The sequence below is a fragment of the Candidatus Gromoviella agglomerans genome (genome assembly GCF_021065005.1).
Lineage (GTDB): Bacteria > Pseudomonadota > Alphaproteobacteria > CAJXXZ01.
In genome coordinates this window covers 272,017-294,122 of the sequence record NZ_CP069247.1, presented here as the reverse complement: position 1 = coordinate 294,122, position 22,106 = coordinate 272,017, and the positions used below count along the sequence as shown (strand labels likewise).

Here is a 22,106-nt window from a genome sequence, read left to right as displayed (position 1 = left end):
CGAGGTTTTGAGATTTTTTGTTATGCTTCGTGCCTCTATGAAGAATGGTGGAGTTGAAAGTGCTTTGCGTCAGTTGAAGCGTCTTATGAATATGTCTGGGTTGGTTAGCTCGCTGAAAAAGAAGCGTTATCGTATAAGGCCATCAGAAGAGAGAAAACAGAAGGAAAATGAGAGAAAGAAGAAGGTTATGCGGGCTAAAAAGGCAAGTGCATTCTGTAACGATGACAAAAAAATTTGATTTTTTTATTATTACTTACTATTGAATGAGTAGATATTTCACTAGATTATTCATGGATTGCTGTCTTTTAGCTATTTTCTTCCTGATAATGTAAGGATTTATTTGATCTTTTGTTTTGATATTTGATCTCAATGTGGATATTGTGGAAAAATGATACTGTGTTGCTATTCAATTATTGTTTCTTATGATTTTTATTTTGCCTAAGCTTGTGTATTGAGTTTTATCTCTTTGCTCTTGATCGGTTTGATTCTTGAATAATTGTATTTATTAACTTATTTATTTGAATCGAATATTTGTTATTTATTATTTGAATTTGATGCTACAAGTTGTGAGTGCGAATTTTGGTAATATAATTAACATTATTCTTCAATAAAAAGAAGCAATAATTAGTTGTTATGAGGTAGAATGTTGAAAAAAAAATATAATAAAAATATCACAAAAATTGATAAATTGTTGAAAGTGAAGAACTGTGCTACGATCTTGAAATATCATATTGACTCTGAAATGGGAGGAGATTTTGCATTTTTGAGAAATTCTCAGCAAATTCCAGATGGTGATTGGCATATATGGTTACTACTTGCTGGCAGAGGGTTCGGAAAAACTCTTACAGGCGCTGCGGCGATTACGAGATGGATTCGAGAAAAAAAATATAAAAATATTGCAATTGTTTCGAAAACTATTCGAGATGTTCAAGATGTTATGATTCGAGGTGAGAGTGGTTTGCTTTCAATTGCAAGAAGATTGAAGGAAAATCTTATTTATAAAAAGGCCTCAAATGAAATAATTTGGAAAAATGGAGCAGTTGTACGTGCTTATAGCGCAGATACGATTCACTCTCTTAGAGGCCCCCAGTTTGATTGTGTGTGGATAGATGAGTTTGCAAAATTTGATAATCCGAAAGAGGTGTTGAATCAGCTAGAATTGTGCTTGAGGTTAGGGCATTCTCCTAGAATTGTGATTACGACGACTCCTCGTCCTATTGATGTTCTGATAGAACTGAAAAATAGATCAAATGTTCATGTAACGAATGGATCGACTTTTGAAAATCAAGAGAATTTAGCAAATGATTATATAGAATCTATTAAGCAACAATTTGTAGGAACTAAATTTGGTGATCAAGAGATATACGGTGAGATTATTTCAAAGGATTTTTTGTTTTGGACAGATGAAATTTTAAACAAAACAAGGTTAAATGATTGCTCATATAATAATGTTTTGAATTGTCTTGAGCGTCTAGATATTGCCAGAATTATTATAGGGATCGATCCAGCTGTGACTACAAAAAGAGATGAAACTGGAATTATTGTTGCTGGAATTGCTAGTGATGGTCTGATATATATTTTGGATGATTTAAGTGGTAAATATGATCCTGATAAGTGGATTGATATCGTTGTTGAGCACTTTCATTTATGGAATGCAGATAGAATTGTTGCAGAAGTTAATAATGGTGGTGATTTTATTGAGCATTTGATTCAAGCACGTCATGAAAATATTCCTTTTAAGTCAGTTTATGCGACAAAAGGTAAATATACTCGTATAGAACCTGTTTTTGCTTTATATCAACAGAATTTAGTTAAACATATAAGGAAATTTGATTTACTTGAAAGGCAGATGTTAAATATAGAAAACTATAACTCTCCAGATAGAGTTGATGCTTTGGTTTGGGCGATAACTGAGCTCGCTTTTTCGAAAAATATCAGTGTGCCTAGAGTATTTTGATATAGTTTATTATTAATCGATCTGAAGATAAATTTTTGAATGGTGGAAGTGAGTTGAATTGCTTTGTATTACTTTGAGATTTTATATTGCTTTTCCATTTTATGATTTAGGAAAATAATTGCTGGTTATATTAATTTTATTCCAAACATTCTAATAATACTGATATAAATAGAACGATATAAAAAAGACTTCCGCTCAGATTTTTGTTGATGTTTAATGATTTTTTTGCTAAAAATTCGATTATAGTACCTACGCTGTACGCCATGACGCATGGGTATAATATTTTCATGACTTTTCCTATGTATAATAAGATTAAATCAAATCCAAGTAATGAAACAAAGAAAGAGATTGCACCGGAAATTATCAGGTGGAGAATTCTATTCTCTGATATTTTACTTGATTTGATAAACGGGAATATATAACTTTGTTTGCTTTGTATGAAATTAGAGAAAATATCGATTAGAGCTACAAATGTTGTTATGCAAGCTATATTTATTATTATTACGAGTACTGGACTTGCGTATTTTCCAAATAAAATGTTGATTAAGTGTACAAGTAGCATGTCAGGAGATACATTTTTGAGTTGATCCTGCAAACCAAATGATAAATATATGAATCCTCCGTATATGATGAGTAATAAAAGAGAAGCAACAAGGAAAGATATGGTTGTATCAAATAACCAAGATTTGCTTTCGCTAAAGTATTTCTGAATAGTAAATGCAAAGAAAATTGCAGCAAGTAAATCCATTGTCTGGTATCCTGCAACTAAGCTAGAGAAAAGTGACTCTTTATCTAAGTTTAGTAATGCAATTGGTTGATCTGAAATAGCATACAATCCGTACAAAATTGTTGACAATACTGATATTAGCAATATTGGAGTCATATATTTTCCAACTACATTTATAATGCCATTTTTTTGAGCAATAAATACAATTGAAATGCAAGTGTATATGAATGAAAATAGCCACAAGTATGTGTTTGGGTATATTGATGTGAAGCTTCCATATGATAGCAATATACATCTAGGGGCGACTCCAAATGAGCCTATTAACATTACGATTGCAGATATTAATATTGAATTCATGTACTTACCTGTGTTGTTAAAGTAATCCTCTACTGGACCAGGCTTGATGATTTTGCTAAAAAGTCCTATCAATGGGACTAAAACTGCTGATATAAATACTCCAATAATTGAACAAATTAGGCTTCTACTTGATGAGCCTATTATTAGTGGGAAAATTAAATTTCCTGATCCAAAAAACATTGAAAATAATGCAGTACCGCTAAGTAAACCTCGGCTGATCTTCTTTAAAGACATTAATGAAAGTACTCTCTTAAATGGTGTATTGTATAATAAAATTGCAAGATGGCAAAATTTATGAATTTTTAATTATATGAGTGAAAAAATAATTGAATCAATTTTTGATTTTGTATATAATACCTGTTCTGATTTTTGTATAATTTATGATCCTATCTTTTGCAGTGGAGAATAAATGACAAGAGATGATCTAATAAAATGTGTTCAAGATAAGTATGTCCAGAAAGGTTGGGTAACTCAAGAAGAATTTCTCGATATATCTTGCAATCAGGATCTCTCAGTTGATGATGTGGAATATGCTATAGAGATTTTATCTGAGAGAAATATCATCGTGATAGATGACAAAGAAGAGTTTATAAGAAAGAGAAGATTTGCAATGGAAGATTCAGAAGATGCAAATCTTACTAGTATAGATCCTACAAGGCTGTATTTAAGAGAAATGGGGCACATGAATCTATTATCCCGTGAAGAAGAAATAGAAATTGCTAAAAGAATAGAAGATGCTCACGAAAGAATAGTGAATGCTATGTACACTAATGTTATCGTGTTTGATATGGTATATGTGGATTGTAAAAAATTTAAGAATGGAGAAATTTTGTTGCGTGATTTCATAGATGTGCATGAAATGCATCGAGTCTTATTTTTAGCTGATCTACCTCAAGATGAAGTTATTGATGAGGTTTATGATGAAAATGTAGATGATATAGATGAAGAAATCGAAATGGAATTTTCAAAATTGACTAAAAAGAAACCTCAGACAACTCCCGAATTGAAATGTATTGATGAAGAAGATATTTCTGATATTAAAAAAACAGAAGAAGAGGAAGTGGAAGATTTGTCTGTAGATTCTGAAATTGATAATAAATCTATTGCTGAGATGGAAGATAAAATAAGTGCGATTATTGATGAATATATAAACGATTTTATGAAATATTACGATAAGTTTTATGATCATGTAGTTGCATCGAAAAAGTTAATTGAAGTGAATGAAGATAACGCTAGTTTAGAGTATACATCTATGAAAAGTGCTATTGTAGATGCGTTTAGCAAATTTAAGCTCTCTGATAAAAAGATGCGTTTGATTGTTGATGAGTTTGAAATGATAAGCAAAACTCTCGTTTCTGCGAAAAGTCAGTCCTTAGCTTTATTGACTAAGCATAATATTCCTAGACAGAAATTTCTTAATGCGTATGAAGAATCTGATACAGAAATGAAATGGATCGAAAAAATACTTGATGTTAATAAAAATGAAGCTTTGATTAATGAAATTCGATCGATTATTTGTAATGCTCACAGTTTTGTTTTACGATATCGTGTATCTGTGGACTATTTTAGAAAAACGTTTAAGATTATCAAGTCTGGAATAAAAGATGCTAATCAGGCAAAAGAAGAAATGATTGTTGCAAATTTGAGACTTGTCATATCTATTGCTAAAAGGTACTTGAATAGAGGTCTTCAATTCCTCGATATAATACAAGAGGGGAATATCGGTTTGATGAAGGCAGTTGAAAAATTTGAATACCGTAGAGGTTACAAATTTTCTACTTATGCAACTTGGTGGATAAGACAAGCTATAACTCGTGCTATTGCAGATCAAGCCAGAACTATAAGAATTCCTGTTCATATGATAGAGACTATAAACAAACTTTCAAGAGCTGGTAGACTTTTGGTGAACTCTTCCGGAAGAGAGGCTACTAACGAGGAAATTGGCAAATATCTTGGAATAGATGCAGAAAAAATCAATAAAATTAAGGATATTGCAAAAGAACCTATCAGCCTCCAAACTACTGTTGGAGATGAAGATGGAGAGTTGGGTGATTTTATCGAAGATCCAAATGGTCATTCGCCAGAAAAAATTGCTTGGGATGCCGATTTAAGTAATAATGTTTCAGCATCGCTCTCTGCATTAAATGCTAGAGAAGAAAGAGTTTTAAGAATGAGATTTGGAATCGGTACATCTTCTGAATCTACACTGGAAGAAGTTGGACAGCAATTTGGTGTTACTCGAGAGCGAATTCGTCAGATTGAGGCAAAAGCATTGCGCAAGTTACGCCACCCTTCGAGATCAAAAAATCTGAGAGTTTTTGTTGAAACCCCTCCAATCAAGTAAAGTGTTTATTATTTTGTAATTTAATTCATGAATTATAGCTTCACTTTTTGCATTGATATTATTTCTCTTGTAGTTGTTTCGTATAAACGAATCTTCCACGGTCAAATGCAAGAGATTGCTTTGAATTGTTGAAGTTTAGGATGGACTGTTTCTTACATCACTTATTTGATGCCTATTACGAATACCTTCTTTTCTAAGTGCTTTCATTCGATTCCAAGACTCTGTATTCATGTTTGATGTGAAAGATTTTTTTGCTCTATGAATTTCCGAAGTACGATTGGTCATCTCATTGTAATTGTTGACAATTTCTTTCCATAAATTTACATTTTCATCTTGTCCGATATCTTTATTTTTGCATATATCTGATATGACATCACCGTATTTCTCTTGTAGTTGTTGCGTATCAACAAATCCGTTTCGGTCAAATGAATATAGGGCATCGCTTCTAATATTATCGAAAAGTTTATCTTGTATTTCAATTAATGCGAATTGTTCTCTTACTCTTGATAAGAAATCTTTATTTTGAATGATTGGGCTGTAAATTGCAAATAAACTCCTTTTATAATTACTTAATCCTCCAGTTTGTCTTCTTTCTCTGCCAAAAGACCCGCCATAATCGGAGTTTCTTCTTTCTCTGCCAAAAGACCCGCCATAATCGGAGTTTCTTCTTTCTCTGTCAAAAGACCCGCCATAATCGGAGTTTCTTCTTTCTCTGTCAAAAGACCCGCCATAATCGGAGTTTCTTCTTTCTCTGCCAAAAGATTTCAATTGAACACTATGCATTCTTTCATTGATACTTTCTATGTAATATGATTTGGTTTTTTTATCAGGAATTTTGTCAATGATGTACATGCATCTCTTGTATATCAGAGACTTTTCTTCTGGTTTTACTTTTATTGGAAATTCATTAATAACGTGATTCCACATGAATTCTTCGAGACTTATAGATTTACTTAATATATCCTTAAATGCTTCTATTCCTCTGCTTTTGATGAAGCTATCTGGATCAAATCCAATTGGTAAAAATACAAAATTTAATGAATGGCCAGCTGTCAGGATTTCAAAAGCTTTTAGCATACAGGATATAGATGCTTTTTTTCCAGCTTCATCTCCATCGAAAATAACTATGGGATTTGAGTGAAGTTTCCATGCTTTTTGAATCTGTATATGACTGATAGCTGTCCCCATGGGAGAAATTGCACGTATTTCTTTGCTTTGATGAAGGGATATTACATCGAAATATCCTTCTACTATGACTAATGGTAAGTGTTTTTTTGTACTTGCTTGTAAATACCCGTAAAGAATTTCTCTTTTTTTGAATGTTGGACTGTCTGATGAATTGATATACTTTGATTTTGCTCCGTTTAGCATGCTTCGTCCTGCAAATCCTACTACATTCCCTTGTTCATTGGTTATAGGAAATGTGATTCTTCTTGCAAATTTTTCTCTCCTTTCTTCTGTATTATAAAAAAGATCAGAGTTGTCGATATCATTTTGTGAAAATCCACTTGATATGAGATATTGATTTAATAATCTTGTTGAACAATATCCAATCTCAAATTCTTTGATCATTTCATTAGATACATTCCGGTTCTTTAAGTAAGATCTTGCTTCTTCGCCTGATGGAGAGAAAATTCTTGATTGAAACCACTTGTTTGTTATTGAGAATATCTCGTTTATTGTATTCTCTTTGAAGTTTTCACTCTGAGATTTTAATTGTATGTCAAATTTTTTTGCAAGAATTTTTGTGGCTTCTTTTGATTCTGTTCCTTGAATTTTTGCAATAAATGATATTGCGTTTCCTCCTTCTCCGCATCCGAAGCAATAAAACAAGCCTTTTGCATCGTTGACCATGAATGATGGAGTATTTTCCTTATGAAATGGGCATAATCCCTCTTTTTCACTTCCCTTGTCAGTTAAGTTCATGTATTCAGATATTATATTGGATAAGCTTGTTCTGGAATATATTTCCGAAAGTATATCCATATTATAAATGAAGATATTAACAAAGACTATCATATTTTTGGTGATTTGAATAGATTTTGCTGTTGAAGATTGGTCAGAAGTATTCCCAACTTGATAAGCTGGATTATAGATTTTTCTGTTATGTGCTAATCTTGTTATTATGTAATCGTTAATGAGTATTAAATTCGTTCATATCTATATGAATTTCACTCGTATTGATTCAATATAACTCTGAATTAATTATGTACTTTCAGATTGCTATCAAATTATTGATTGATAGTGATTTATCTTAATAATTCTAATAAAGATCTTAATATGTTGATTATCATGAATGAGTCAAAGGCTGTGTTGTTGATTAGATCAAAATGTTCATACAAAAATAATTTCTCCAATATGGTGAGTGCAAGAAGCTATAGACATTGTTTTATAGTGACTATCTGGTTTATTAGTAAAATCTCCTTAATTGCATTAAGAGTTATTTAAAATTCCCGCATTTATTCCAAACATTATAGATGTATCTTGATCTGTTTCTCTTAATGATTTTGAGAAGTATACATTTAATGATCCAATCGGTCCAAATCGCAATGAAATTCCAGCTCCGCAAGCAACTCTTATAAAGAAATCATTATTGATTACTGTGTCTAGTTCTAATCCAGAATCATGTATAGATGCAGCATTGATGAAAATGAACCACCGTACACCGTAAGTGTGCAATAATTTTTTTGTAATTGGCAACCAAATTGTGAAATCTGCAGTGGCAAATTTCATTCCTCCTATCGATTCAAAAGTCCCTTGATGTAGATTTTTTGGTCCAAACCCGTCTTGTTCATCAAATCCTCTGATAGTTACTTCTGAGGAAAAGAATTTATCAAACACTCTAATATTTCCATCTTTGACTAGTTTAGTAATTAATCCAAGTTGCAAAGATAGTGAAGTCACGAAGAGATGTTGAGTGTCTATTGGAATAAATCCTGATAACGTAAAGATATTTTTCATCAGTGGAGAATATCTTCTATCTCCAGAATTTTTAAATATGAAACTAAATGAATTATCAAAAGAGAATAAAAATCCTTTTGTTGGAATTTGCATGCTGTTTAAAGTATTTATTGTGAATTTATGTCCTACGCTCATTATTATGAAAGATCCTGTATCTGACATAAATAAGTCAGACATATCTCCAATTATTTTTACAGTTTGAAAGGAAAACCTTAAATTTGGCCCATATGACATTGGATAAGAAATTGGAAATGCAACATTTATGCTAGCATTAAATTTCTTCAAATCTATTGATGTCTTTCTCTTGTCTTTCTTCTCTTCTTCATTAAGAGGAATAGTATGAATCATTATTTCTGGATTTTTCATCGTATTGCGCATATCTCTTTCTTCTAGAATTGTTTCTGAATTCTTTTTTTGTTCTATGATTTTGAACATTACTCTTTTGAGCATAACAAAAGACAAATTTCCAAAATATCCAATGTCAGTTATTGAAGGATTATTATCAATTGAAATTTGAAAAGTCTTGATATTAGATGCAAATCTTGCACTTAATTGAGCTGAAAATTTCTCACCTCTTGTCTCGTACGCCCCCTGAAAGAACAGTTTGTCGATGGATCCGTATCCTCCACTCATAGAAATTGATCCTAAAATATTTTTCTCTTTTACACTTATAGTGACAATAGCAGACTTGCGCTTTTTGTTTTTTTGAATATAAACGTCAGCAGAAGTGAAAAAACCTGTCAGCATTATAGATCTTATTATTGAGTCTTTATCGATTTTTTTACATCTCATTCCGTCATATATCTTAGCTTTTTTCCTGATGAAGTATGAAGATATTGATTTATTGCCTGTGACAATAACTCTTTCTATATAAAGATTTTTTTTATTTTCCACTTCAAAAATTAGCTTCACACTTTTATCTGAAGTTGATACATCGAATTGCCACTCAATTTCTTTTTTTAGTAAACTTTTATCACTCTTTTTTATTTCTTGAATAATGTTTTGAACATTTTGTATTTTAAATTTTGATTTTGCGAATTTTTGCGAAATATTTTCAGAATTTGAATTTTTCACTCCATCTATCAGGATATCTATTTCTGATATTTCAAATCGTTCTCCCTCATTAATCTTACAGATTACATCTGCAATATTATTGTTTTGAGAAAGAATGACATCAATTCCTACTTTAGCTTCAAAATATCCTTCTTGACGATAAAATGCTTGCATTATTTCGATAATATTATTCAATTTCTCTTCGGAGAGCATATCTTTTTGAGTAAAAACTGTTAAAAGATTAGTCTTTGATAAAGAGCTTATTTGTAATAATTTCTTATCTTTAAAATGCTTGTTTCCAAAAAATCTAATTGATCTTACCTTTAAGTGTTTACCTTTTGATGCAGATATTTTTACATGAATTTCTCCATTTTTTATGTAAGTTTTTGTTTGAACTTTTGCGTTTATATGACCTCTGTTTTTTAAATTATTAACAATCCATTTTGATACTTCTTCTAATATTCTAGGCTGAAAGAAATCTCCAGATTTAGGTAATTTTATGTCATGCGATAGCTCTGATCTTATTTGTACAGGTAATCCTTCAATTCTGAAACTGCCTACAATTACGTTCTCTTTTAGTTCAATTGTGACGACATTACCTTGTTGCGCGATCTTTGCATCACTGAATAGCCCTGATTTTATCATATTAGATATTGATTCAGAAGTATTTATAATTAACTCACTACCATTGTTGTGATATCTCAAATAATTTCTAATCCATTCTACAGAGACATTTTTCAATCCCGTAATAACTAATTTCAGCCCATTGTCAAGATTTACATTTAAAGACTTTTTTTCGCTATCGATTGTGTGTTTAGCTCCTTCTGAGGTTTGATATTTAGCACAAACGCACAAAAGTAATATGGGAAACAACTTATACCACATCAGTTTTGACTTAAAAACAGAAACATTTCATAGACATTATACACACTTTATCAATTTAGTAATACCTTTATGCAATTCAATTGCATTATTTCTCTAAATAGCATATACAGACTAAAAGTTGTTATAATAACAAATCCTAGTATTGTAAGAATATTTAATATATTTTTTGGTAATTTTCTTCTAGAAACAAGTTCAATGCATCCTATAAATGCGGTAAATCCGTCTAACCCTGGTAATGGAAGCATATTCATTGCACCTATGCTAAGCGACAATAGAATGAATATTGATAATATTGCTCTGATATCTGTCATTGAGCTCTTGATGATTGAAGCAATTTTTAATGGCCCAGCAAAATTGTTCACTGATTGCTTGTCCTTAATTATCAAAAAGACGTTACTGATGGATTCATAAAATATCTTGCTGCATTTATATATTGAATGAGTAAGGCAATTATGAATAGGATATTTATGATACATTACTTTCATATTTATTCCTATGATTCTTGGATATTCCGATTCTGCAAGTTCAATACAATTTTCATTAATTAATTCTCCATTTTGATTGTGTGTACGAGTTGACAAAGACATTTTTTTTCCTGATTTTATCATTTTCATTATGTCATCTATGAGGTATGTTGTTTCATTTGCCGAGTTTGCAAAATACAGCTCATCACCTACTTGCAATCCAATTTTTTCTGCTATGCTTTCTTCTGATATTTTGGATATTATGTTTGATTGGTATGGCTCTCCATACTGAAATAGTAAAATTGTACTAACTATTAGTGCTGAAAAATAATTCGCAAATGGTCCAGCAATTGCTATAATAATTTTTTGTAATGGAGTTGCATCTCCTACTCCTTTTTTTGATGTTATGCGATGTGCATGTTCTTTATTGATGGATGTTGAGTATTCTCCTGCTAGGGCTATATATCCTCCAAATGGAATTGCGCATAATTTCCATGTTGTTCCTTGTTTGTCCTCCAATGAAAATAACTTTGGTCCAAATCCTATCGAGAAAGTTTCAACAAATATGCCGAATTTTCTTGCTGCAATGTAATGTCCTAATTCGTGTAAAGTTACCATAATTACTATGAATATCACAAATGGCCAAAGATGATTGAAAAATTCAATAATCATAATTATTCTGTATAAATTTCAATCATTATAACAAAATGCTATATGAAAAGAAATTGTCTGAGTGCATGTTGGAATTACAGGTATACTCTGAGATTGCTCTGGGACAAAAAATTGCCATTGGTGTTTCTGGTGGAGTCGATAGTTTTGTATTGCTTAATATGCTTTTGAAATTTAAGCCAAAAGATGAAATTATCTGTGTTACAGTAGATCATAAATTAAGAAAAGATTCAGGTGAAAGTGCTCGATTTGTAAGTGAAATGTGCAAAAATTTAGGAATACAATGCATTGTTTTAAATTGGAATCATGGTGAAATATCTTCTGATATTCAAAATAGAGCTCGAAAAGCTCGCTACAGTTTGATTTTGCAAAAATGCAAGGATTTGAAAATATTATTTCTATATGTTGCTCACCATTTAAATGATCAGCTAGAGACTTTCATGATGCGTATTAAGAATGGGAGTGGATTGCTGGGTCTATCTTGTATGATGAGCTCTTCATATAAATCTGGAATTAATGTTATTCGTCCATTCTTAAAAATCGATAAATCATTTTTGATTGAATTTGCTGTAAAAAATGACATCAAATGGATTGAAGATTCGTCAAATTATAATCAGCTCTTTGCAAGAGTTCGTGTAAGACAAGAAATTACGAAAATTGATGCACAAACTTTGCGAAGAATTTGTGAAATTATATCTTATTGTCAAAATAGGGCAGCAAATTGTAACTTTCGTATAAATTGTATTTTAAAGGAATTTTCTCGTCTTTTTTTTGTAAATTTTAACATGATACAGAACAATATCTTTAGTTTGCTGAGCAAAGATATTAATTTGCTGGTGTCGAAATTTTTAACTCAAAGAATTTTGATGATAAGTTTGATCGGCCTAAGTGGATTATCCAAAAATGATTTGCGATGCTTGGTGAGACGAATCTCTGAGCTTGTTAATCAAGATTACTCTGCAAAGTCTTATGCTGATTATGAATATATAATTGGTTTTCTTTTAAATAATTCCGAGACAAAAAATGCCTTATTTGACAGATGTTTATGGTTGAAAATTGAAGGAAATCTGTTGGTTTTTCCTAGAATTATCTACTCTCAATCTGCTGTGAGTTTGATATGTGAGTCAATAGATTCTCAAGTCAATAAGTCAAAAATTTATATTGAATCTTCAGTGTATATTTCAAAAATACGTAAGTGTATGGTTGATAGCATGAATTCAGATATGAGTACTGCTGATTTTCGATCAAGCTATGATAATTTTAGGACATTTTTTTCCAAATACATACAATCAATATCTGAAGTGAATTACTTAGTAAGACTTATATTTCTGTATATTGATTGCCTCTATGTTGATAATGCGGTTCATCATGTTTTTTACCCTACATCCATATCAGAATCAATTCAATTTGTATGAAGTTTTAATCTATTTGACATTTCATTCATTGATGTGATCTTTGTGTGAGGTTGCTCTTTGATATTTGTTTAAAGTTGAGAGTACATTCCCTGCATTTTTAATTAAATCTTCAAAAATATTTAAGTTTCTTTTGTGATATTGTTTCAAAAGTCTTTTTTTTGATATATCATGAAAATTCGCAAATCTGATTTTGAGTTCTTTTAATACAGTACGCTTGATTTGATCGACTCTGTTTATGATTTTGTTTACGAAGCATCAAAAATTTACTTCAAGATTTGATCTTATGAAAATAGTAGTACTTACTATTTTTGTTTATTTTTGCGATCAGTTTCCTGATTTGCTTTATTAAGTTTGAATTTCAATTTATATCATTCATCTTTCAAGATAATAGAGTTTTACTCAAAATAATGCCTTAATCTTTATTAATCAGAGATATCGTTTTTGAGAAATATACAAATTCTTAAATTAACCATTTTGCAATTAGAGTAAATAAGTTATTAAAACGATACATGAAAAACATCTTACAATAAAAATCAACTGGCGGGAGCGACGGGACTCGAACCCGCGGCCTCCTGCGTGACAGGCAGGCGTTCTAACCGACTGAACTACACCCCCGAACCAGACTGATTATATCAAATTTGCATTCTAGGGCAATACGGTAATGAAAAAATTTAGAGATATCTGAGATTTATTTACTTTTGCACGCAACACATTTGTTAAAGAGCACTTCTTTTGTGCATGGAATTTCGCGTAATGATTTTGTGAGAATATTAAAGATGAACAACTGGTGTTTATTGCTTTTTTTTGCGCAAATAACAATTATGCTGTCTGATTTTGGAGCCCAAGATATTCTATCTACTGATTTGAATTCATTGCATGAATCCCATATAATTTCCGACGAGTTAGCTTTGAATATTTTTACTGATTTATTAGTTGTGCATGCTAAAAATTTTTGATTATGTGAATATTCTGCTGAAAAATAACTTTCTCTGTCGCTCGATAAAATTACCGACATTTTTTTGTTATTTAAATCTACTTTGCAGATGCTATATTTTGGCCCGTATTTATTGCAAGAAAAGATGATAGAGCTACCATCTTTGGTAAATACTGGAGACATGCTTGAGTATACATTTTCTCCTATCTGTGAAAATGACATATCTTCCATATTGAAGATTCCTATGATTACTTTATCTTTTTGAATCATGTTTATAGCTAATATATTAAGGTCGATTGGAGAAAATTCTACTGATATTAAATTGCCATTAAATAAGAATCGTCTAGTTTGTTTCGTTCGCTTGTTTATTAGGTACAAAAAAGACGATCCACTTAATGTATTTAGTTCTACACAAGCGATAAAGTCTCTGTTGCAAGTTGGGAATGAGTACATTTTCGTTGATCCACTAGCTATCCTCTTAAATCCTTTGCCTGACATGTGTTTTTTTACTAACACACCTTCTTCTACATATATGTTCTTTGAGTTGAATACGGATGAGTCTGCTTCACTTGTTGTTGCTGAGTATATTTTATCACATAATATTGCACATCCTTTGTGTAGTTTTGAGTAATTGCACTGAATTGTGTAATCAACAAATGTTTTCCCCATTTTATTTTTTAGTATAATTTGTATTTTTATATTTGATTGCATTTTTTCTGCTTTAATTATGACAATTAATGAAGATATCTTTTGTCCTTCGGTTGCATCGAATTTGAATATTCCACTCTTTTCAAGCATATTGATTATCATTTTTTTGCACTCTTGAGATATTTCAGAATCGTCTGTCTTGATATGCAGGCCTATTGGTTCTACTACGTTTCCGTATTTTATCTCTATGCAAGATGTAGAGTCTTTGCAAGTGAATATTTGTATGAAAGCTATTAAAAATATGGTTAGTATGTACATTGTTATGTATGATTTATTATCAATATAAACATCTTAATGTTAAAAGTTTGTTTTTGAAATAAGACAGAAGAATTATATAAATATCTTAAAATGAAATGCTATTTGATGTAAGTGAAGATATAGTGAATTTTTCATTTCATTGAAGTAATTGTTGAGTCATAAGTCTTGAAGTTTACTATGTTTGTTTGATGTATGTGTGTGTTGATGATTTTTGCTATTCATTGATATTTTTTATTTCATAATTGACTTTAGAAATTTTATTACTTTGTCTTTTCTACGTAAGACCTATCGTTTGTGTTTATTATGACTCGATTTCCGATTTCAACGTGAGGTGGAACTGTTGTTCTTACTCCATTACTTAGAGTCGCTGGTTTATATGAAGAGGAAGCTGTTTGGCCTTTTATAACTGGTTGAGTATCCTCTATAACGCATTCTACATGGTCTGGTAGCTTAACAGAAATAGGTGATAATTGTCCATTTTCATCTTCAGCGAAGCATATGCTAACAATCATGCCTTCTTGTAAAAATTCTGCATTGTCAACAAATTTTGATGGAAGTTCTATGATTTCGTACGATTCATTGTTCATAAAAACGAATGAATCTCCAAGTGGGTAGTTATAAATATGTTGAACATCTGTTACATGGACTAAATACACGTCTTCATCGCTTCTAAACCTGATTTCTTTGCTTGTTCCAATTTGAACTTCTTTTAATTTCATTTGTATGTATGCTCCGCCTTTTCCTGGTTTTACATGTTCTCGCGAGATTACTTTCCATTTTTTGCTTTCATAGTTTATGACATTTCCTATTTTTACTTCACTACTCTTTACTTTCATTAAAATGGTAAATATACAATCGAAAAAATTATAAGGTATGTGACGGTTTTTTGCAACTTTATGATTTACTGCAAAATAGGATTGATTTTATTCAAGATGGTCATTAAACTTCTGTAAAGTTTATTTTTTCGTGTGAAGCTTTCACAGTTTTTTATAAAGACTAAGGTTGATTCATCTCAATCCATTTATTCTCATAATATTATGATTAGGTCTGGTATGATATACCAGCTTGCTTCTGGTTTGTATGCGTGGACTCCTCTTGGAATGATAGTTCTGCAAAAGCTTCAGCTTTTGATAAGATTTTACCATGATAATCATGGGTGTCAGGAGATTCTGATTCCGACTCTTCAGCCATCTTCTTTATGGGAAAGAAGTGGAAGAATTAATGATTATGGATTGGAGTTGCTCAGAATTAAGGATAGAGGTGGCAATGAATTTGTTTATGGTCCAACTGCTGAGGAAGCTGTTGCAGATTTATTTCACCAGTATGCTTTTAGTTATAAAAGTTGTCCGCAAGTTTTGTACAATATTCAGTGGAAATTTAGAGATGAAATTCGTCCTCGGCATGGAGTTATGAGAGCTCGTGAGTTTTTAATGAGTGATGCTTATTCATTTGATGTGGATGAAGAATCGGCTATGGTAAATTACGAAAAAATGTTTGGTATTTTTGTCAGTATATTTATGGTCATAGGACTCCCGTATGTAGTTGTTAATGCAGATTCAGGTCCTATAGGTGGAGATTTCAGTCATGAATTCCATTTGTTATCGAATAATGGAGAAAGCAAGGTATGTTTTGATAAGAATTACAAGGAAAAAATCATGAATGTCCACAAGTTTTGTATGAATGACGTAAATGATGGAAGATTTTACTCTGATGAAAAAATGGGGACGATACATAAGGCAGATGTTTCTGATCTAGTTGAATGCAAAAGCATAGAAGTTGGTCATAATTTCTATTTTGGAGATAAATATACTTCATCTATGAAGTTATATATGCAAAATGCCACTGGTAGATATCACGCAAAAATGGGATCTTATGGAATAGGGATTTCTAGGTTGGTTGCAGCGATAATAGAGGCTAGTCATGATGATTTTGGAGTACGTTGGCCTTTGTGTGTTGCTCCGTTTCATGTGATGATAATTAACTTTCACAATAATGATGATGAAGTAAGAGAAATTTCAACAAATATGTATATTTCTTTGCTTGAAAATGGAGTAGATGTTGCGATTGATGATAGAAATATATCTGGTTCTGAAAAAATTGCTGATGCGTATTTGATTGGATGTGGTTACATGGTAATTTTTGGTAAAAAAGAAGTGCAAAGTGGTTTTGCTAAAGTGATTGCGAGAAATGTGATTCAAGATTTTGATCAAGATGTAGAATTGCCTAATTTGATTGAATTCCTTATTCAAAATCTGTCTTTGAATTTTGCAACATCTAATGTTTAATAATTTTGATTGATGATGTTGCGATATTCTGAATTAGGTAATATAAATAATTGATTTTGCATTTTGTATTTTTGATGCTAGACATGAAATTTATTAGGCTAAATAATGATAAGTTTTTGCATGGCTTGAAATTGAGAGGCTGTGAAGATATTGGTCTAAATTTGCTGACAGTTGATGAAAAATGGAGAGGACTACAGGTAAAGTTAGATGGTTTGCGTTGTGAAAAGAATGAGATTGATAAAAAAATTGGGCTCTTAAAAAGAGACAAGATTGATACGAGTGATTTAATGTCCCATGCTAATGAGATTGCAAAAGAATTAAATGTTCTGGAATCTAAGTGTGAAAATGTTAGATCAGAAATGAATGCAATTTTGATCAATATTCCAAATTTACCTGATGAAGATGTTCCTTTTGGAAATGAAGAAAAAGATAATATTGTGGTAAAAGTATTCAATGTAGATCGAAAATTTGATTTTACTCCTCGTATGCATGATGAAATAGGAGCAAAGCTTGGAATGAGCATTTCTGATGGAGTAAAGCTTAGTGGATCGAGATTTGTTGTTTTATACGGTAAGATGGCTCGCTTGGAAAGGGCTCTAGCAGCTTTTATGTTGGATGAGCATAGAAAAGCTGGGTATCAAGAAGTGTCTGTGCCTTATATTGTACGTGAAGAAGCTATGTATGGTAGTGGAAATTTGCCAAAATTTAGAGAAGATTTTTTTGCTACTACAAGAGGAGATTGTCTCATTCCAACTTCAGAAGTATCTCTCGTGAATTTAGCGCGTGAATATGTTTTTGATAGAGATGATTTGCCATGGAAGATGACTGCGTACACTCCTTGTTTTAGGTCCGAGGTTGGATCTGCTGGAAAGGCTAATCACGGCCTAACTAGGTTGCATCAGTTTCATAAGGTTGAGATGGTTAAGATTGTTGAGCCTAATAAATCAAATGAAGCTCATGAGTCAATGGTTCTAAATGCTGAAAATATTTTAGAGAAATTACAATTGCCATATAGGAGAGTGCTGTTATCCTCTCAGGAGATGGGATTTTCTGCTAGAAAGACGTATGATTTGGAGGTGTGGCTTCCTGGAGAAAATTGCTATAGGGAGATTTCAAGTTGCTCAAATTGTGGAGATTTTCAGGCTAGAAGAATGAAATCTAAGGTCGTAATCGGAGATGAATCTTTATATGTGCATACCTTAAATGGGTCAGGACTAGCAGTTGGTCGTACTATGATTGCGATTTTGGAAAATTATCAGAGAGCTGATGGATCTGTATTAATTCCAAATGTGCTTTTGAATTATCTCGATTTTGATGTTATGGAATGCTCATGAATAGTATAAAAATCAACACTTTTAGTGTTTTGTTTTGCGTGTTTTTTTGTGGCTGTAACACTCCGTATAGGAAGTCTATAAATTTGGAAAATTTTCTAAATGTAAATGACAGTGATGATGTGATTTTGTGTCATGTTGTAAAGAGAGGAGAAAATATTTCTCTCATTGCGTTTAAGTATTTTGTGTCTTGTCTTGATATTATTGAGCAAAACGATTTGGAATATCCTTACATTGTATATGAGGGAGATGTAATAAAAATTCCTAAGAAAAAAGAGCAGAAAAAGCAGGTTGATGGATTTAAAGTCAAAGAAAATTCATTTCAAAATGTTGAATTTACATCTGATATTGAGTTTTTACCTCCTTGGGATGAGAATGCTGAAGCTAGTTTGTTGTTAAGTTTTAGAGAAAATATGGATAAATTGAGCAAGAATTTTAATAAAAGATTTAATAACAAATATGATTTATCTAATAAATCTGACGGAATATTTATTATTTTTAATTCATTGAATAATAGATCAGTTGATATTAAATCTATATCTGACGGAAAAGTTGTAGTTGTGAGTAAAAATCCTACTTTTGGCAATCTTATTGTGATTGATATTGGAAATGGAAGGAATGTTTTGTACGGAAATTTGTCAGAAGTCTTTGTAAAGAAGGGTGATTTTATTTCTCAACAATCTTTAATAGGAAGAATAAATACTGATGGTGTTTTCAACAAACCTGTGTTATTGTTCTGTGTGTACGATGTAAAGGGCGGTCAAAGGTCTTTTGTCGATCCGTTTAAGTGTTTTGATGGATTTAGGAGGTTTTTTAATGAACGTTAAGAGTGGTATGGGAGAAATGTTGACATCTTTTCTGCCGGTTATATTAATATTTATTGTATTTTATTTCTTTTTAATTCGTCCTCAGCAAAAGAAAGCGAAAGAGCATGCTAAGATGATTGAGGCAATTCAAGTTGGTCAGTCTGTGATTACTAATTTTGGCATGACTGCTCGTATCAGTAAGCTTATTGATGATAAGTATTTTGAGGTTGAAATTTCTTCTGGTGTGAAGGTTGTTATTCTTCGCTCTGTTGTTGCTGATGTTTTGAATGATAATGTTATGTTTGATATTAAGCAAAATCGCTCTTCTTGTTGTAAGAAGAGTGGTTCAAAATGTAAAAGTGAAGAAAATTGCTCTAGTGAAGAAGAATCTGACAAAGATTAGTGAGGGTTTATGCTTACCATAAGAAGGTTTTTCATATTTTTATGTGTGCTATTTTTTTCTTGTTTGTCTGTTCTATGTATTTTGTCTAATTTGCGTTTCTTACCTAAAATCACTTTAGGTCTTGATTTAAAAGGCGGTTCTTCTATTTTGTTTTCAGTTGAAGAGAGAGATATTCAAGATTTATATATGTCTGATTTGTATAAAAAAGGACGTATGTTAATGAGAAGTAAGGGTGTTAGGTTTAGAAATATGAAGTTGAATGATGAAAATGTTCTTTCTTTTACGTTGGTGAATAAATTATCTCAGTCTGACATTGAGAGTCTTGTCAATTCTATTGATGATGGTCTTAGTTTTAACTACAAGAATTTGGATAATGATCAAGTTGAGGTAAAAATTTTTATGATTGATTCTAAGTTCAAGTCGGTGAAGTCTTCTGTTGTTAAGAGATCTATAGATGTTTTAAATAAGAGAGTAAATGAGTTTGGAACGTCAGAAGCTATAATAATGTCATACGGTTCTAGTGCGATTCTGGTGCAAATTCCCAATATTTTTGATATAGATCATGTGAAAAAAGTGCTTGGACAGACTGCTCAGCTTAGATTTTGTATTGTTCGAGATATTATTTCTGCTAAAGATTTGGGTAATAGTGGACATGACACTTTCGTAATGCCATCAAATGATGGTTCACATTATTATATTCTTGATAAAGAGGCTTCTCTATCTGGTGATCGATTGGTTGACGCTCAAGTTGTATTTGGTGAGTACAAAGAGCCTATGGTTTCATTTAAATTTGATTCTATTGGTGCTAATATTTTTGCTGACATTACTCGAAAGTATATTGGTTACAGAATGGCTATTATATTTGGAGATGTTGTTGTGAGTGCTCCAATGATTAATGTTGCTATTCTTGATGGAAATGGTGTTATACAAGGTAATTTCGATTTGAAAGATGCTGCTGATATGGCGCTGATGATGCGCTCTGGCGCTTTGCCTGTGAAGTTGGAGATATTAGAAGAGAAAGTGATAGGAGCTGGTCTTGGAGAAGAGTCAATCAGAAAGGGTATGATGGCGGTGATTTTATCTATTTTATCAGTAATTTTGTGCGTTATTTTTATGTATAAGACATTTGGGTTATTTGCTAATTTTTCTCTAATTGTGAATCTGTTAATGACTTTATCATTCTTGATAATATTTGGCGTTACATTAACATTACCTGGAATTGCTGGTATAGCACTAACGATTGGCATGGCGATTGATGCTAATATACTGATTAATGAAAGGATAAGAGAAGAATTGCAAAAGAGCACTAATTTGCTAAGTGTAGTCTTAAGTGGCTATAGAGTTGCGATGAAGACTATATTGGACTCAAATCTTACTACTATTATCGGTGGATTATCTCTCTGCATATTTGGTACTGGGCCAATAAGAGGTTTTGGAATAACTTTGATAATCGGATTAGTGGTATCTTTATTTACGGCTGTGGTTTTATCTCGGGAATTGCTTTTGATGTTTATCGAGTCTGGCAAATATAAAAATATTGAGTTTTGATTTTTTGGAGTGAGTATGTTTTGGAATTATTTGAGATCATCGAATATAGATTTCGTGAAATTTGGAAGAATTGCCATGTTTTTTTCATTATTTCTATTTGTATTGTCGTTTTTTTGCTATTTTAGATTTAACTTGAATTATGGAGTTGATTTTCAGAGTGGATATTTGTTTGAAATTAAGTCAAATGATAAAAATTCCTTGCACGAAGAAGATATTAGGCAATTTCTTGAATCGGTGAATGTTAAGGATTGTGCGGTATATAAGGATAATAAAGGAAAAGTTTGTTTTAGAATTGCTTCGTCATATGATCAAGAGTTTATATCGAGTATTAAAAGTAAAATTGTTAATGACTTTGATGTGGAGTTTGATCGATTTGAATCTGTTGGTCCAAAATTGAGTAGAGATCTAATATTAAACGGATTATTATCGATTATTTTTTCCCTAATTGGAATATTCTTATATGTCTGGGTTCGTTATAAATGGCATTTTGGATTAGCTGCTGTAATTGTATTACTTAATGATATGGTGATTTTGTTCTCTGCTTTTTCTATTCTTAGAATAGAATTCAATGAGAATGGAATCGTTGCCTTCTTGGTGACGGTGTCTTATGCTATAAACGATGTGGTGGTGATATTTGATAGAGTGCAAAGTAATTTGAGTTTTGGTTCTGATATCGATATTAAGAATTTAGTTAATAATAGTGTAAATAGCACCTTATATCGCACAGTCATGACTTCTTTTACCACCATTGTTTCTCTGATAGTTCTATATTTTTTTGGCGGGGCGGTTATTAGTTCTTTTAGTTTACCAATTATGATTGGTATATTTGGAGGTACTTTGTCTTCGATTTTTCTTGCTGCTCCTTTGTGGATGAGGATATATTCAATAAAATTTGCGTCCAGTTGATAGTTAAAAGCTAAAAAACTCTGTTTGATCTGATTCTTTTCTATTTTTTAATCCATTTTTGATTACGACTGTTTCATTTTTGTGTTATTATTAAT

16 protein-coding genes and 1 tRNA gene are annotated in these 22,106 nt (G+C 31.5%); 10 read left to right on the top strand and 7 right to left on the bottom strand.

Annotated elements, in window-relative coordinates:
• Positions 1 to 22: 22 nt before the first annotated feature.
• Complete coding sequence (rpsU, locus tag Gromo_RS01215; protein ID WP_231159269.1) at positions 23 to 238, top strand: 30S ribosomal protein S21; 216 nt, start codon at positions 23 to 25, stop codon at positions 236 to 238.
• A gap of 405 nt (positions 239 to 643) precedes the next feature.
• On the top strand, positions 644 to 1,957 hold the full coding sequence (locus tag Gromo_RS01210) for a terminase large subunit domain-containing protein (protein WP_231159266.1): 1,314 nt from the start codon (positions 644 to 646) through the stop codon (positions 1,955 to 1,957).
• A gap of 136 nt (positions 1,958 to 2,093) precedes the next feature.
• Here Gromo_RS01210 and Gromo_RS01205 read toward each other — a convergent pair whose 3' ends face one another.
• Entirely contained in the window at positions 2,094 to 3,275 is a 1,182-nt protein-coding gene (locus Gromo_RS01205; RefSeq protein ID WP_231159262.1) for a branched-chain amino acid transport system II carrier protein, read from the bottom strand.
• Between the two features lie 175 nt (positions 3,276 to 3,450).
• On the opposite strand from Gromo_RS01205, the gene rpoD reads away from it, so the two are divergent.
• Entirely contained in the window at positions 3,451 to 5,385 is a 1,935-nt protein-coding gene (gene rpoD, locus Gromo_RS01200; protein ID WP_231159256.1) for an RNA polymerase sigma factor RpoD, read from the top strand.
• Between the two features lie 135 nt (positions 5,386 to 5,520).
• Here rpoD and dnaG read toward each other — a convergent pair whose 3' ends face one another.
• The 3 genes from dnaG to Gromo_RS01185 form a co-directional block, all read right to left on the bottom strand.
• Positions 5,521 to 7,371, bottom strand: a complete 1,851-nt coding sequence (gene dnaG / locus Gromo_RS01195; protein WP_231159253.1) for a DNA primase — start codon at positions 7,369 to 7,371, stop codon at positions 5,521 to 5,523.
• Positions 7,372 to 7,818: 447 nt separating this feature from the next.
• On the bottom strand, positions 7,819 to 10,284 hold the full coding sequence (locus Gromo_RS01190; protein WP_231159251.1) for a BamA/OMP85 family outer membrane protein: 2,466 nt from the start codon (positions 10,282 to 10,284) through the stop codon (positions 7,819 to 7,821).
• 50 nt (positions 10,285 to 10,334) lie between these two features.
• Complete coding sequence (locus Gromo_RS01185) at positions 10,335 to 11,420, bottom strand: M50 family metallopeptidase (RefSeq protein ID WP_274381158.1); 1,086 nt, start codon at positions 11,418 to 11,420, stop codon at positions 10,335 to 10,337.
• Positions 11,421 to 11,485: 65 nt separating this feature from the next.
• On the opposite strand from Gromo_RS01185, the gene tilS reads away from it, so the two are divergent.
• Positions 11,486 to 12,832: a tRNA lysidine(34) synthetase TilS gene (tilS, locus tag Gromo_RS01180; RefSeq protein WP_231159248.1), complete on the top strand. Its 1,347-nt coding sequence runs from the start codon at positions 11,486 to 11,488 to the stop codon at positions 12,830 to 12,832.
• A 538-nt stretch (positions 12,833 to 13,370) separates the two neighbouring features.
• Here the strand turns inward: tilS and Gromo_RS01175 are convergent.
• The 3 genes from Gromo_RS01175 to efp form a co-directional block, all read right to left on the bottom strand.
• A tRNA-Asp gene (locus tag Gromo_RS01175) sits at positions 13,371 to 13,447 on the bottom strand.
• Between the two features lie 73 nt (positions 13,448 to 13,520).
• On the bottom strand, positions 13,521 to 14,732 hold the full coding sequence (locus Gromo_RS01170; RefSeq protein ID WP_231159245.1) for a TolB-like translocation protein: 1,212 nt from the start codon (positions 14,730 to 14,732) through the stop codon (positions 13,521 to 13,523).
• A gap of 260 nt (positions 14,733 to 14,992) precedes the next feature.
• Positions 14,993 to 15,568, bottom strand: a complete 576-nt coding sequence (efp, locus tag Gromo_RS01165) for an elongation factor P (RefSeq protein WP_231159243.1) — start codon at positions 15,566 to 15,568, stop codon at positions 14,993 to 14,995.
• Positions 15,569 to 15,700: 132 nt separating this feature from the next.
• Between efp and Gromo_RS01160 the strand changes: the two genes are divergently transcribed.
• From Gromo_RS01160 to secF, 6 genes are all read left to right on the top strand, one after another.
• Positions 15,701 to 17,017, top strand: coding sequence for an aminoacyl--tRNA ligase-related protein (locus Gromo_RS01160; RefSeq protein ID WP_231159242.1), 1,317 nt, complete (start codon positions 15,701 to 15,703; stop codon positions 17,015 to 17,017).
• 74 nt (positions 17,018 to 17,091) lie between these two features.
• Positions 17,092 to 18,351 carry a serine--tRNA ligase gene (gene serS / locus Gromo_RS01155; RefSeq protein WP_231159240.1) on the top strand — a complete coding sequence of 420 codons (1,260 nt, stop codon included), beginning with the start codon at positions 17,092 to 17,094 and terminating at the stop codon, positions 18,349 to 18,351.
• Entirely contained in the window at positions 18,348 to 19,175 is an 828-nt protein-coding gene (locus Gromo_RS01150) for a peptidoglycan DD-metalloendopeptidase family protein (RefSeq protein WP_231159238.1), read from the top strand. Before serS ends, Gromo_RS01150 begins: the two co-directional genes overlap by 4 nt.
• Entirely contained in the window at positions 19,165 to 19,557 is a 393-nt protein-coding gene (gene yajC, locus Gromo_RS01145; RefSeq protein ID WP_231159235.1) for a preprotein translocase subunit YajC, read from the top strand. The genes Gromo_RS01150 and yajC overlap by 11 nt, the downstream gene beginning before the upstream one ends.
• 9 nt (positions 19,558 to 19,566) lie before the next feature.
• On the top strand, positions 19,567 to 21,105 hold the full coding sequence (gene secD, locus Gromo_RS01140) for a protein translocase subunit SecD (RefSeq protein ID WP_231159233.1): 1,539 nt from the start codon (positions 19,567 to 19,569) through the stop codon (positions 21,103 to 21,105).
• A 15-nt stretch (positions 21,106 to 21,120) separates the two neighbouring features.
• Positions 21,121 to 22,011, top strand: coding sequence for a protein translocase subunit SecF (gene secF / locus Gromo_RS01135; protein ID WP_231159231.1), 891 nt, complete (start codon positions 21,121 to 21,123; stop codon positions 22,009 to 22,011).
• Positions 22,012 to 22,106: the final 95 nt, after the last annotated feature.